This window comes from Nocardiopsis valliformis DSM 45023, from assembly GCF_000340985.1.
GTDB classification, from domain to species: domain Bacteria; phylum Actinomycetota; class Actinomycetes; order Streptosporangiales; family Streptosporangiaceae; genus Nocardiopsis; species Nocardiopsis exhalans.
The window spans coordinates 244,760-257,412 of the sequence record NZ_ANAZ01000013.1 but is presented as its reverse complement, the minus strand read 5'-3'; the positions used below and the strand labels follow the sequence as shown (position 1 = coordinate 257,412).

Sequence of the window (12,653 nt, the reverse complement as noted above, 5' to 3'; positions counted from 1 at the left end):
GCCGCGGTCAGCCGAACGTCCGGTTCTGGGCGTTCTCCTGTCGGCGGGCCAGGTCCGAGCCCGACGCGCGCCGGGTCATCCGTCGGAGCAGGGGGACGGCCACCGCCAGCGCCGACGCCGTCCAGACGCCGGTGAGCAGTAGCGCGAGCAGGGGGCTCCAGTGGCCGCCGTTGACGAATCCGAGGGGGACGCCAGCGGTGAGGCCCGCGTCGATCCCGTTCACGATCCACTCGAAGGGCAGGAAACGGAGGGCGTACTGGAGGGGGCCGGGGAGGTAGGCGATCGCTCCGGTGCCCGCGGCGGCGGCGATCGCGTACACGCCCAGGGAGGCGTAGCCGAGCAGGTCGCCCCCGTCCGGGAGCGCCGCGCCCAGAACCAGGCCGAGGGTGACGAAGAACAGCAGGCCGAGGGTGAGGAAACCCAGGGCCGTCAGCCAGGAGGCGAACGAGGTGTGGGGCGTCAGCCCGCCGAGTGTGAAGGCAGTGACCAACAGAGCAGTCAGGGACACGAGGCTCATGCAGAGCACGTGCAGGCACTTCTCCACGACGTAGGCGGCCAGACCGCCGGGAAGCAGACGCAGGCGCAGCAGGGTTCCGCTCTCCCTCGCCGAGATCACGCTCTGCGCCACGGAGAAGGTCCCGCCCTGGGCCAGCACCAGCATCATGAACGTCATGGCCAGGGTGGAGGGCGAGGTCAGGAACTGGCCCGAGTCCGCGTCAGGGGAGGCCAGGAGGCAGGTCGTCACGTAGATGGCGACGAACAGCAGCTGGAAGTCCAGCAGGATGCGGTTGGGGTCGCCCAGGATGATGCGGGTCTCGGTCCGGAAGCGGTCGGCTCCGGCGCGAAGGACTCGGGTGTTCATGCTGTCGGAACCTCCTTCTGGTACCGGATCTTCTGGGACTGGACGTGCGCGAGGTAGCAGTCCTCGAGGCTCTGGCGGCGTACCTCGAGGCCGGGAACGTCGGAACCCAGCCTGTTCCGCAGATCGGTGATCAGGGATGAGGGGTTCGAGGTGAGTTCCCGGCGGCTCCGGCCCCCCTCCACCCAGCTGACGGAGGTGTCGCCGGCGCCGTGCAGGGCCGCGAATTCCTCGCGCGTCCCGGTGAAGCTGACGCGTCCGCCGGTGAGGATGGCGATCCGGTCGGCCAGGCGGTCGGCCTCGGCCATGTCGTGCGTGGTGAAGAGCGTCGTGACGCCCTCTTCGGCGGCGACCCGGGACACGACGTCGTGGAAGGCGCGCCGGGCTTCGGGGTCCAGACCGACGGTGGGCTCGTCCATGAAGAGGACTTCCGGCCGCCCCACGAGGGCCAGGGCCAGGTCCATACGTCGCCGCTGGCCGCCGGACAGGTGACGGATCTTCTGGCCGAGGAAATCGGTGAGCGCGATCCGTTCCGTGAGCTCTTCGAGGTCAGCGGGCTTCTCGTGGTACAGGGCCGTGTGGCGGAGCAGGGACCCGACGGTCCAGTCCCGGTGGTCCCGCCAGGTCTGGAGGACGACGCCGAGGCGGCCGCGCCAGGCGTCGTCAGCTGACTCCGGGTCTCGGCCGAGGACCCGCACCGTGCCGGAGCCGCGTCCGCGCAGGCCTTCGAGGATCTCCATCGTGGTGCTCTTACCGGCACCGTTGGGTCCGAGGAGGGCGAGGGTCTCGCCCCGGCGGACGTCGAGGTCCACACCGCGCAGGATTTCGCGCTGACCATAGGAGGTTCGGAGGCCTTCGACCTCGATCCGGGGGGACATCCGTGCTCCTTCCTTCACCGTCTGCGGGGGACCGCGGGGTTGCCTGCCTGTCGGCGACGGCAACCCCGGCGGTTCATCCCGTTACCTGACGCGTGCGGTCAGGCGATCAGCAACCGAAGTGCCTGGTGGCGGTGACGCCGCCGCCGCTGACGGCGCTGGCGCTCGCGGCGATCGAGACGACCACGCTCGGGGTGGCCTCGGGGTCCTCGACGCCGTGGTCCTCGGTGATCTCGGCCGGGTCGGTGTAGTTGTCGGCGCCGTCGAAGGGGGTCTTCTCAGCCATGGGATTTCCTTCTTTCTCGGGTGAACTGCTCGTGTGGGTGACTTGCTGGTGTTACGGGTGTCGCTGTCGGTCTGGTCGCGGTGCCGGATCAGCAGCCGATGCGGACCGTGGTCGTCACCGAGACCGGCAGGAGCGTGATGGGGCCGGGGACGACGGTGGTGACGACCACACCCGGCTCCTCGACGTCCTGGTCCTCGGTGATCTCGGCGGGGTCGGTGTAGTTGTCAGCGCCGTTCATCAGGGATTCGGTGCCCATGTTCTTCTCCTCGGGTGGTGAGGGGTTATCGGTCGGGGAGGGACGGTCAGCAGCCGAAGCGGTTGGTCGCGATGACCACGGAGACGCTGGCGGCCACGCTGGCCGGGGTGACCTCCGGGTTCTCGATCTCCTGGTCCTCGGTGATCTCGGCGGGGTCGGTGTAGTTGTCGGCGCCGTCGAAGGGGGTCTTCTCAGACATGGTTTCTGGCCTTTCTCTCTGGTTGGTGTTCGTTCGGTCGCGGTTGTTCTCCCTGAGAGGAGGGTCAGCAGCCGAAGGTGTTGGTGAGGGCGACGCTGGCGTTGAAGCTGCCGATCGCGGAGGCCACCGACGCGGGGCTGGCCTCGGGGTCCTCGACGCCGTGGTCCTCGGTGATCTCGGCCGGGTCGGTGTAGGTGTCGACGCCTTCGAAGGGGTTCTGCTCGCCCATGGGGGTTCCTTTCGGTTGTTTTCCGTATCGGACGCGCCGGGGTTGGGCGCCCGAAGTCTGTACGGCCTCAGAGGCCGATGGCGGGGGAGCGGTAGCTCCGGTGCGGGCTCTCGGGCGGGACGCCGCCGTCGGCGAGGGCGCGGGCCACCTCCTCTTCGCGGTCGGAGCCGCTCTCCTGCGCCCGGATTAGTGCCTCGGCGATGATCCGGGACCGGTGCTGGCCGAAGCTCAGGTCGTGCTTGTCGACCTGCGACCCGTCCGGTTCCCAGGCCCAGCCGATGCCCGGGGCCAGGCGAGCCGTGTAGAGCGAGCCCTCGTCTCCCAGCCCTTCGGTTCCGGCCATCCCCTCGACCAGGCCCGGAACGGCCGGCCACGAGGACTGGCCGAGGTAGACGACGATCGCGTCGCGTCGGGGATAGGAGGAACGGGCGGACAGGACCTTGGCCTGGTAGCCGATCCCCGATTCCTCCAGGAGGGTGAGGAGGTGCCCCCAGATCCGCGGGGCGTCGGTGTGCGAGGGAACGCTGAGGTAGAGGCGGAGGATCTCCTGGTCCTGGAGGGAATGCCCGCCCGAACCGTGCACCAGGAGGAAGCCGGGGGAGCGCTTGGGCATGACCGCGGGCACCCGGACCTCGGCGGTCTCCGGCCCCGACATCGTGACCAGGTCCCAGGGGACCCGGACCCGGACCCCGCCCAGCAGCACCTCGGCCTCGTCCGGGGAGTCGGAGCCGACCACACCGTGTGCAGTCATGGCGCTGGTGGAATGGGGGACCGCGGACCGGAGGTCCTCGGCCAGGCGCGGGTCGGTCATGGCCGGGTGGCGCTTGCCCTTGCGGGACGGCTGCCCGGTGTGGAAGGCGGTGTAGAGGGTGTGCGCGAGGCTCCGCCGCAGGGACTTGGGCACATCGCCCTCGAACTCGTGCCCACCGACCTTCCCGGACCGCAGGTCGGGTGCGAAGGTGACGGTTCGCAGTGCCTCGCGCAGCCCCTCCGACAGGGCCGGGCGTGTTCTCAGCTCCGTGGTCACGGTCGTCCTCCCAGTCCGACGGCGGTGGTGTAGTCCTCGGGGTTCAGCAGGGCCTGGCGGCCCACGCCCGCGGCGGCCTTCTGCAGCGGGGTCAGGTACGAGTTCTGTTGCGAGGCGGCGAGTACCCGGTTGAACAGGTGGTGTCCGACGAAGGCCGTGGCTCGGACGGACAGCTGGAGGTCCTTCACAGACTCCGGCCGTGCTTCCAGGTAGGCGGCCCAGAACTCCTCGACGTTGCTGCGCAGGAGCTCGAAGCGGCGGGCGCCGCCGGCGACCGGGTCGTCCTCCGCGGTGCTCATGGCGAGGACCCCGCGGTGCAGCCACTCACCGGCGAAGGCGCCGATGTCGGCGGCCGGGTCGCCCGGCCTGGTCTCCTCCCAGTCGGTGAGGTAGAGGGAGTCCCCGTCGCTGAGGAACTGGTCCAGGCGCAGGTCACCGTGGATGAGGGAGGAACGGATCCGCTTGGTTCCGCCGATGGGGGAACCAAGCGCGGTCGCCACCTCCCGGTCGTTGTGGAGCAGACGCCACAGGTCCAGTTCCCCGGCGCTCGCCGACGCGTACGTCTCCAGGTCGATGGAGGTGAGCGGGCGGGGTGCCGCGGGCCCGTCGGGGGCGTCGGTGGACGAGAGTTCCTCGGGTACGTCCAGGGAGTGCAGCGCGGCGAGGACGCGACCGGCGTCGGCGGCCAGATCCTCCGTGAAGAGGTCGTCCTTGGCCAGTTCGGCGCCGTTAACCACGTCTTCGAGCAGCTCGAAGGCGACGAGGCCGGCCTCGGTGTCCACCGCGTGGCACTTCGGGGTCGGGATGTCGTCCCGGCCGCTGATCAGCCGGTCGACGGCGGCGATGCGCCCGAGCCGGGAGCGCACGTCCTCGGTCGTGCCGGTGACACGCTTGACGAAGACCTCCCGGCCCGACTCGGTGCTGCCTGCCCAGATGTCGTTGCGCCCGAGGTAGGAGGTGAGACTCTCTTCCAGGAACGGGCCGAAACCGATCCGTTCGAGCAGGGCGTTGACCTCAGGCGCGTCTTCCAGCGGAATGGGGTCGAAGGAGGCGCGGTCACTCGTCATCGCCGGCCACCTCGTAGACGGAGATGAAGCGGCTGGTGTGGTGGTCGGTGGGCTCCTCGTGCCAGCCGGCGTAGCGGCCGCGCAGCCGGAGGCCGACCAGGCGGGCCATCAGATCGAGCTCGGAGGGCCACACGTAGCGGCTGAGCTCGACGACCCGGCCCGGGGACTCGTCGGAGCCGAGGAAGGTCTGGACGACGACGGCGACCTGCGAGAGGCGGTCGACGTAGGTCGAGTAGATGCCGACCTGGCCGTCCTTGAGGTGTCGGGCCTCGGTCTTGGTGCCGTCGGCGAGACCGTGGTAGATCAGCGGATCGTAGGTCTCCAGGATGACCACACCGTGGTCGGCGGTCCGCTCGCGCATCAGCCGGAGGGTGTTGAGCTGCTTCTCCGCGTCGGGGACCATGCAGAAGGTGTTGAGCGGGTTGACGGTGACATCGAACTTGCCTTCGGGCAGTTCTTCGGAGAAGTCGCACAGGCTGCTCTGGATCCGCCCCTCGGGGTCGTTCTCCTTGAGCTTGCGGAGCATCTCCTCGGAGGCCTCGACGCCGTGGACCTTCAGGCCGCGCTCCGCCATCGGCAGGGCCACCCGGCCGGTGCCCACGCCCAGTTCGAGGACGCTGCCCTCGGGGGCCAGCTTGCTGATGTACTCCGCCGCGTAGTCGGCTTCGGGGGTGGTCGGGTAGATCATGTCGTAGATCCCGGCGAGCGAATCACCGTAAGTATTCACCGTCTGCATCGTCCTCCGGGCTGATGCCCTGTCCCCTGTCTCTTCGTTCCTGACTGCTTCGTTCGATCTGGTTCCCATCTTGTCGGGATTGGCTGGGTATGTGCGCTAGCCTTTCTTCTCCTGTTGGCCAATCCAAAGGCGAGTTCGGTGTTGGCTGGATTTCCTGTTGCTGTGTGAAGGGGTTGTCCCGCAAAGGGCTGTTCCCCTTGTTTTGGCAGTTCAGGATGGGTTTGGCTGATGGTTGGCCGGTCATCTTCTGGTCTTGTGTCCAGGTTGGAACCTGGTCGAACGGCTAGTGCGGAAAACCGTTTCCGGTGGTATTTGCGCGTCCGATCACAGGAAAGAGGCCATCTTCCCGGGGAAGCTCTGTTTCGGTTGATTTTGCCATTTCCTTGGGTAACCATTGGGTCATGATCACAACGCGCAGGAAAAACGAACCGAACGATGTCGCGGCAGTCGGAAAGGGTGCGTCGGGCCCCGTGGTGGAGGTACGCGATCTGCGCCAGCGCTACGGCGACTTCGAGGCCGTCAAGGGTGTGTCCTTCGAGATCGCGCCCGGAGAGCTGTTCGGGCTGCTGGGCACCAACGGCGCCGGCAAGACAACCACCATCGAGACCCTGGAGGGTTTCCGCAAGCCCAGCGGCGGGACCGTCCGGGTCTTCGGAACCGACCCCTACAAGCAGCCGCGCGAGCTGCGCGAGCGGGCCAACGCCGTCCTGCAGAGCAGCGGCCTGTTCGAGGACCTCAGCGTCCAGGAGACCCTCGACCTCTCCATCCGGCTGGCCTCCCGCCCCCGACCCCTCGGCGAGTTGCTGGAGGTCGTGGGCCTGACGCACAAGCGCTCCACCCTGGTCCGGCAGCTCTCCGGTGGTGAGAAGCGGCGCCTCGACCTCGCGTCAGCGCTGGTCACCCGCCCTCAGGTCCTCTACCTCGACGAACCCACCACCGGGATGGACCCGGAGGGGCGCAGGGACACCTGGCGCATCATCGAGGGCCTCAAGAACCAGGGCGTGGCGATCCTGCTCACCACGCACTACCTGGACGAGGTCGAGCAGCTGGCCGACCGCCTGGCGATCATGCACCGGGGCGAGGTCCGGGTGGAGGGCACCATCCTGTCCGTGCTCGCCGAACGGGGCGACCAGATCGCCTTCCGGGTGCCGGACAGCGTCCGCCGCGATGACCTGCCTTCCCTCGAAGGACACGAGCCGGACTTCGGGGTCCGTGACGGGCACCCCCGGGCCGACTACACCATCCGCGGCGAGGAACGGACCTATCGCGCCCACCGTGCTGTCCGTCAGCTCATGGACTGGTCCGAGGAGAAGGGCGTCGAGCTCGCCGACCTCCAGGTGCGCGGCGCGACCCTCGAAGACGTCTTCCTTCGTATCGCCGACGGCCGCGCGGACGAGTAACGCCCGCCCCCACGCCCCTTCGCCCCACAGACAGGATTGGCACGATTCCGATGGCACACACGCTGACCCCGACGAAGAACACCCCCGACCCCCGGCGGGAAGCCGTGGAAGAGTCCGCGTCCACCGCGTCCACCGCGTCCACGACGCCGAACGCCGCACCGGCCTACGCCCCTCCGAGCTCCTTCCGCCAGGCGCTGACCCTGCTGCGGACCGAGTTCAAACTCTTCGTCCGTTACAAGACCGCACTGCTCTACCTGATCCTGCCCGCGGCCTTCATGATCCCCTTCTTCACCATGGAGAACGAGGAGGTCGCCCCCGGCGTCACCGGTATCGGCTACCTCATGTCCGGGAGTCTGATGGCGGTGTCCATTGCTCTCGGCCTCATGCACCCGTCGAATGTCCTCACCACCCGACGCGAGAACCTGGTCCTCAAGCGCCTGCGCGTGGGCGGTGTCTCCCCTTCGGCCATCCACGGTTCGATGATCGGGCTCATCGTCGTGCTGTCACTGGGGATGGGGCTGTTGTACGGCGCGGTGCTGATCTACAAGTCCGGCCATGTGCCCTCCAACCTCGCCATGATGCTCGCCGCGATGTTCCTGAGCGCGATCACCCTGACCCTGTTGGGAACCCTGATCACGCCGCTGGTCCGCAACGGTGAGATCGCCCAGATGGCCGCGATGGTGCCGATGCTGCTGACCCTGGCCGCAGGCGGTGTGATGGTGCCCCTGGTGGCGATGCCGGACTCCGTCGCCGCGGTCCTGCGCCTGCTGCCGATCGCTCCGGCGGTGGACATGCTCCGCTCCGGCTTCCTGGGCATGGACTACTTCGGGCACCCCGAGGACGCCGAGGCGGTCGGTGCCCTGGAGCTGTGGATCCTCGCCCTGCCCAGCATCGGTGTCCAGCTGGTGTGGATCGCGGTGCTCGGCTACCTGGTCCACCGCTTCTTCCGCTGGGACCCCCGCAAGTCCTGAGACCATTCCCAAGATCGACCCCCGGAACCCCGGCGGCCTCCACATACGGAACCGAACCCGGTACGCGGCACCGTCCGCGCACCGGGTTCCGTCGTGTCCGGGCTCCGGGGCCGGGTTGCCTTACCGCCAGGCGACGTCCTGGTGCTGGACGGCGTAGCCGGCGTAGGCGGTGGGGGTGTGCTCCAGCACGAGCCGGTCGTCGTCGTTCAGTTCCCGGACGACCTTGCCCGGCACCCCGGCCCAGAGGGTGTTCGGCGGGACGACCTTGCCCGGTGCGACCAGCGAACCGGCGGCGACCAGCGCACCCTTGCCGACTCGGGCGCCGCCCAGGACGATGGCGCCGATGCCGATGAGGGCGCCCTCCTCCACGATGGCGCCGTGCACCATCGCCTTGTGGCCCAGGCTCACGTTGTCGTGCAGGATCGCGGGCTGCCCGGGATCGGAGTGCAGACCGCACTGGTCCTGGATGTTGACCTTCTCACCGACCACGATGTCCTCGGTGTCGGCGCGCAGGACCGACCCGTACCAGACACTGCTCTCGGCGCCCAGCCGGACGCGGCCGACCACCACCGCTCCGGGGGCGATCCAGGCTGTGGGGTGGATCTCCGGCTCACCGAAGGGGGCCCCGCCGATCCACGGTCCCGTGGTTGGTTCGGTCGGGCCGTCCGTTGCGCTGACCATGTCAAGGTCCTCCCAAACGTAGGTCCCCTGGGGCAGAGGGGCAGGAAGTTGACCGCTCGGCCCCCGTGCGGGGATGATCGCGCATACCTTAGTAAGAACGTGACCAGGGGCCGCACAGCGATGTACCCGTCAGGGCTCTTGACGCCGCGGCGCAGCGCGTGTCTACCTTGGTCGTTTGGACGGTGTCCACGGCGTTACGCTCCGCTCTCGGCCGGTGCCCCTCATCGCATCGAGCCGGAGCACGAGAACGGACACCTGAGGGCGAACCGCACGGAACGGGCCCGATGGGTGTTCTGATGACAAATGGGTACGGGGCAACTCTCACCATCTGCGATGTGCAGTCAACGGTGTTAAGGACATGAAAGGCACATGAGCGATATGTTGCCGGGCGGCGGACTTCAGCATGAACGGTTCCCGACAGTGCGCAAGAACGGCTACGACAAGGCGCACGTCGACGACTACTACGTCCGAATGGACAACCAGTTCAAGGACCTCCGCGAGCGTCTCCAACGGATGGACGACGAACTGGAGCAGTACAAGCGCGACCTCGCGATCGCGCGCGAGAAGGCTCAGGTCAAGCCTGAGCACGAGCAGATCAGCGAGCGCATGGCGGAGATCCTCCGCATCGCCGAGGAAGAGGCCAAGGAGCGTCGCTCCCGCGTCGAGGCCGAGGTGAAGGAGGCCCAGAAGAAGGCCGGGGAGGAGGTCGCCAAGCAGCGCAAGGACGCCGAGGAGCACGCCGAGCGCATCGTTTCCTCCGCGCGCACCGAGGCCAACGAGATGGTCGCCGGGGCCAAGAAGGAGGCGGACCAGCTCCGCGAGCAGGCCAAGCAGGAGGGCGACCGCCGCCTGAGCGAGGCCGAGGCCCGGGCCAAGAAGATCCATGACACGGCCGACCGTCGTCTGGCCACGCTGACGGCCACGCACGCCGAGGCGCTGCGCCGTCTGAAGGACATGCACTCCACACTGGCCGACCTGGTCGTGGCCGAGGACAAGGCCGGTGCCCTGGAGGCGGGTTTGTCCCGCGAGGACACCGCGGCCGCTCCGACCGAGGCCCCGAAGGGCCAGAAGCCCCAGGGCCAGCAGGGGCAGCAGAACCCGGGCCAGCCCAAGCCCGCGGCCAAGGCTCCGGAGAACAAGGCCCCCGAGAACAAGGCCCCCGAGAACAAGGCGTCCGAGGCGGCCAAGCCCGCCGCGCAGCCGGTGAAGGAGGAGGCCACCGCCAAGCTTCCCCCGATCCAGCAGGAGCCGGACGAGGCGACGGTGCGCATCAAGCCGCTCCAGCGGCCCGAGGCGGCCAAGCCGGAGCAGGGTCCCGCGAAGCCGGAGGACGGCAAGGGTGGCGACCCCAAGCCGACCGGGCCGCAGCCCCCGCAGGGCGCCCGTTTCACCGCTCCGGCCCCGGGTGGACAGTCCCAGGGCCACCAGCAGCCGAGCGGCCCGCAGCAGCCCCAGGGCCACCAGCAGCCGAGCGGCCCGCAGCAGCCGCCGACGACCCCGCCGGAGAGCGACGCCGGGGACCCGGGCATCACCGGTGTCTACCGCCGTCCCGAGGCCGGTCAGCAGCCGCCGACGGGCGACGAGGGCGTGCGGGTCATTCGCAAGCCCTGACGGGGGCCGAACCGGCTTTCACCTCGGGGTCCTGAGGGAGTCCGGGCCGGTACGACCCGGTGTGTACGAGGGCGGGACCACCCGGGTCCCGCCCTCGACGTTCCCATGGCGTTTTGTGGCCAGTTGTAGGGTGACGTCCGCCTTGTCGCAGGCTGTCGGCTACGATGCCGACAGCCATGATTATCCGCGCGGCCATACGGTCCGACCTCGGTGCGATCCTGCGACTCCTGCGCGACCTCGGTGACACCACCCACACGCAGAGCGCGCACGTTCGCATGTCCTCCGCCGCTGTACGCGCCTGGACTCGTATGGAGAACGACCCCGACCGCACCGTCCTCGTGGCGGAGCGCCGGAACCAGATCATCGGGACCCTGGACCTGCTGGTGGTGGCTAACCTGACCCACGATGCCCAGCCCTGGGCGGTGGTCGACAACCTCGTCGTCGACCCCGACACCAGGCTCCAGGGCATCGGCAGGGCGCTCATGGAGGACGCTCTAGACCGCGCCACGCGCGCGGGCTGCTACAAGGTCGAGCTGCTCTCCCACGAGAGCCGCCAGGGGGCGCACGCCTTCTACACCAACCTAGGCTTCGACAACTCGGCCGCGGGGTTCCGCCGCTACCTCTGAGCTGCGGCCCCGGACCCGGATTCCGCGGGCGCCTCGAACCCCGCGGGTCCCTCGGCCCGCTCCGCTTTCGCCCTCTTCTTCCCGGGGCCGCCGCCGCGCAGCGGCACACCCTTCATGAAGGACACCGCGACCAGCCCCAGCACCGCGATGGGGATACCGGCCACGAACACGCCCTGCATCGCGTGGTCGAAAGCGCCGACGACCACCTCGCGCACGGGTTCGGGCAGCGAGTGCACCAGCTCTGGTGACCCCTGCGCTGCCTCGGCCGCCTTCTCCAGCCCGATGGACAGCTCTTCAGCGCCCGAGTCGGCACCGTCCGGTCCGGCCGAGGACTGCGCGGTCAGGGTTTCCTGAGCGGCGGCCGCCGCGGCGGCGATCTCGGCGTTCAACCGGCTCACCATCACCGCTCCGAAGGCCGCGACACCCATGGCCCCGCCCAGGTTGCGGAAGAAGGTGACCGCAGCGGTCCCGGCGGCCATGTCCTTGACGGGCAGCGTGCTCTGCGTGGCCAGCAACAGGATCTGCATGTTGAGTCCGAAACCCAGGCCCACCAGCATCTGCCCAACGATCACCGTGGTCAGGCCAGGGTCGACCTGGGCCAGGCTCAGTACGGTGAACCCGACCACGCACAGCACCATGCCGATGACGGGATAGGCCTTCCATCGGCCGCTGCCGCTGATCGCGAACCCGGAGCCGATCGAGGTGACCAGGAACGAGGCGACCAGCGGCAGGGTCATCAGCCCGGAGACGGTCGGGCTCATGCTGTGCACGAATTGAAGGTATTGCGGCATGTAGATGATCAGGCCGAACATCATCATGCCCACGGTCACCGAGCCCGCGGAGGCCAGCACGAAGGTGCGGTCGCGGAACAGCCGGGTGGGGATGATCGGCTCCTTGGCCCGACGCTCGACCAGGACGGCGGCGACGGTCAGCAGCACCGAGGCGGCGCCCATGGCGTACGCGGCCGGGGAGTTCCAGGGGATCTGGGTGCCGCCCAGGCTGAGCAGGACGATCACCGTGCTGGCGGCGCTGAAGATCAGCCCGGCGCCCAGCCAGTCCACGGACGGCTTGTGGCGGGGGGTGAACGGCATCTTGAACATGAACTGGATGACGCAGAACGCCACCACGGCGAGCGGGACGGTGATCAGGAAGCACCAGCGCCAGCCGAGCGGGCTGTCCACGAGGAAACCGCCGACCAACGGGCCGAGGACGGTGGAGACGCCGAAGACCATGCCGATCAGCCCGCTGTAGCGGCCGCGCTGACGGGGTGAGACGACGTCGCCGAGGATGATGTTGGGCAGCGTAGCCAGCCCGCCGACCCCCAGACCCTGGAGGGCGCGGGCGGCGATCAGCCAGTTGATGTCCTGGGCGAAGCCCGCCGCGAGCGAGGCGACGATGAAGATGGCCAGGGCGATCTGGAAGAGGAGCTTGCGGCCCCAGATGTCCGAGAGCTTGCCCCACACGGGGGTGGAGGCGGTCATGGTCAGCAAGGCGGCGGTGGCTACCCAGGCCAGCCGGTCCTGCCCGCCGAGCTCACCCATGATGGTCGGCAGCGCGGTGCCGATGATGGAGTTGGTGAGCATTGAGGTGAGCATCGCCAGGACGAGGCCGACCATGATCCGGCGCACGACCCGCCGTGAGGGGTACTCGGGTGTGGCTTCGGCCGGTGCGGCCGGGATCGGGTGGTCCTCGACGGCGGGGGAACTGGCCCCGGGGGAGCAGCCCCGTGCCGTGGATGTCCCGCGTACCGACTGTTTCATGAGGCCCCCGATTCCGGACGCACGAAAGCCCCCACGGCACACACCGGGGGCAAGCATCCACGTTAGGTAT

At 68.9% G+C, this 12,653-nt stretch carries 15 protein-coding genes; 4 read left to right on the top strand and 11 right to left on the bottom strand.

From position 1 onward, the window contains the following. Nucleotides 1-7: 7 nt before the first annotated feature. The 9 genes from D457_RS0114920 to D457_RS0114880 all read right to left on the bottom strand — a co-directional run bounded on the left by D457_RS0114920 (nt 8) and on the right by D457_RS0114880 (nt 5,534). Complete coding sequence (locus tag D457_RS0114920; protein WP_017581471.1) at nt 8-862, bottom strand: ABC transporter permease; 855 nt, start codon at nt 860-862, stop codon at nt 8-10. Then, on the bottom strand, nt 859-1,737 hold the full coding sequence (locus D457_RS0114915) for an ABC transporter ATP-binding protein (RefSeq protein WP_017581470.1): 879 nt from the start codon (nt 1,735-1,737) through the stop codon (nt 859-861). The genes D457_RS0114920 and D457_RS0114915 overlap by 4 nt, the downstream gene beginning before the upstream one ends. Nucleotides 1,738-1,843: 106 nt before the next feature. Next, nucleotides 1,844-2,020 carry an LxmA leader domain family RiPP gene (locus D457_RS36455; RefSeq protein ID WP_017581469.1) on the bottom strand — a complete coding sequence of 59 codons (177 nt, stop codon included), beginning with the start codon at nt 2,018-2,020 and terminating at the stop codon, nt 1,844-1,846. 88 nt (nt 2,021-2,108) lie between these two features. Then, entirely contained in the window at nt 2,109-2,276 is a 168-nt protein-coding gene (locus tag D457_RS36450; protein ID WP_017581468.1) for an LxmA leader domain family RiPP, read from the bottom strand. A 46-nt stretch (nt 2,277-2,322) separates the two neighbouring features. Then, on the bottom strand, nt 2,323-2,475 hold the full coding sequence (locus tag D457_RS36445) for an LxmA leader domain family RiPP (RefSeq protein ID WP_017581467.1): 153 nt from the start codon (nt 2,473-2,475) through the stop codon (nt 2,323-2,325). 64 nt (nt 2,476-2,539) lie between these two features. Continuing rightward, on the bottom strand, nt 2,540-2,704 hold the full coding sequence (locus D457_RS36440; RefSeq protein WP_017581466.1) for an LxmA leader domain family RiPP: 165 nt from the start codon (nt 2,702-2,704) through the stop codon (nt 2,540-2,542). Between the two features lie 67 nt (nt 2,705-2,771). After that, entirely contained in the window at nt 2,772-3,731 is a 960-nt protein-coding gene (locus tag D457_RS0114890; RefSeq protein ID WP_017581465.1) for a T3SS effector HopA1 family protein, read from the bottom strand. After that, the gene (gene lxmK / locus D457_RS0114885; RefSeq protein WP_017581464.1) at nt 3,728-4,798 is read right to left on the bottom strand and encodes a class V lanthionine synthetase subunit LxmK; all 1,071 of its coding nucleotides are present in this window, start codon (nt 4,796-4,798) and stop codon (nt 3,728-3,730) included. Before lxmK ends, D457_RS0114890 begins: the two co-directional genes overlap by 4 nt. Continuing rightward, nucleotides 4,788-5,534 carry a class I SAM-dependent methyltransferase gene (locus D457_RS0114880; protein WP_017581463.1) on the bottom strand — a complete coding sequence of 249 codons (747 nt, stop codon included), beginning with the start codon at nt 5,532-5,534 and terminating at the stop codon, nt 4,788-4,790. Before D457_RS0114880 ends, lxmK begins: the two co-directional genes overlap by 11 nt. 401 nt (nt 5,535-5,935) lie before the next feature. On the opposite strand from D457_RS0114880, the gene D457_RS0114875 reads away from it, so the two are divergent. Together D457_RS0114875 and D457_RS0114870 are read left to right on the top strand one after the other, a co-directional pair. Beyond that, nucleotides 5,936-6,934 (top strand): ABC transporter ATP-binding protein, encoded by a 999-nt coding sequence (locus D457_RS0114875; RefSeq protein WP_051072932.1) that lies wholly within the window; start codon nt 5,936-5,938, stop codon nt 6,932-6,934. A gap of 50 nt (nt 6,935-6,984) precedes the next feature. After that, nucleotides 6,985-7,905 (top strand): ABC transporter permease, encoded by a 921-nt coding sequence (locus D457_RS0114870; RefSeq protein ID WP_017581461.1) that lies wholly within the window; start codon nt 6,985-6,987, stop codon nt 7,903-7,905. A 120-nt stretch (nt 7,906-8,025) separates the two neighbouring features. Here D457_RS0114870 and D457_RS0114865 read toward each other — a convergent pair whose 3' ends face one another. Beyond that, nucleotides 8,026-8,586: a gamma carbonic anhydrase family protein gene (locus tag D457_RS0114865; protein ID WP_017581460.1), complete on the bottom strand. Its 561-nt coding sequence runs from the start codon at nt 8,584-8,586 to the stop codon at nt 8,026-8,028. Between the two features lie 378 nt (nt 8,587-8,964). Here D457_RS0114865 and D457_RS0114860 point away from each other — a divergent pair, with 378 nt between their 5' ends. Continuing rightward, nucleotides 8,965-10,197 (top strand): ATP synthase F0 subunit B, encoded by a 1,233-nt coding sequence (locus tag D457_RS0114860; protein ID WP_026116668.1) that lies wholly within the window; start codon nt 8,965-8,967, stop codon nt 10,195-10,197. A 176-nt stretch (nt 10,198-10,373) separates the two neighbouring features. Continuing rightward, the gene (locus D457_RS0114855; protein ID WP_017581458.1) at nt 10,374-10,823 is read left to right on the top strand and encodes a GNAT family N-acetyltransferase; all 450 of its coding nucleotides are present in this window, start codon (nt 10,374-10,376) and stop codon (nt 10,821-10,823) included. Here the strand turns inward: D457_RS0114855 and D457_RS0114850 are convergent. Further along, complete coding sequence (locus D457_RS0114850) at nt 10,814-12,583, bottom strand: MDR family MFS transporter (RefSeq protein WP_017581457.1); 1,770 nt, start codon at nt 12,581-12,583, stop codon at nt 10,814-10,816. The two genes, D457_RS0114855 and D457_RS0114850, sit on opposite strands and share 10 nt — an antisense overlap. Nucleotides 12,584-12,653: the final 70 nt, after the last annotated feature.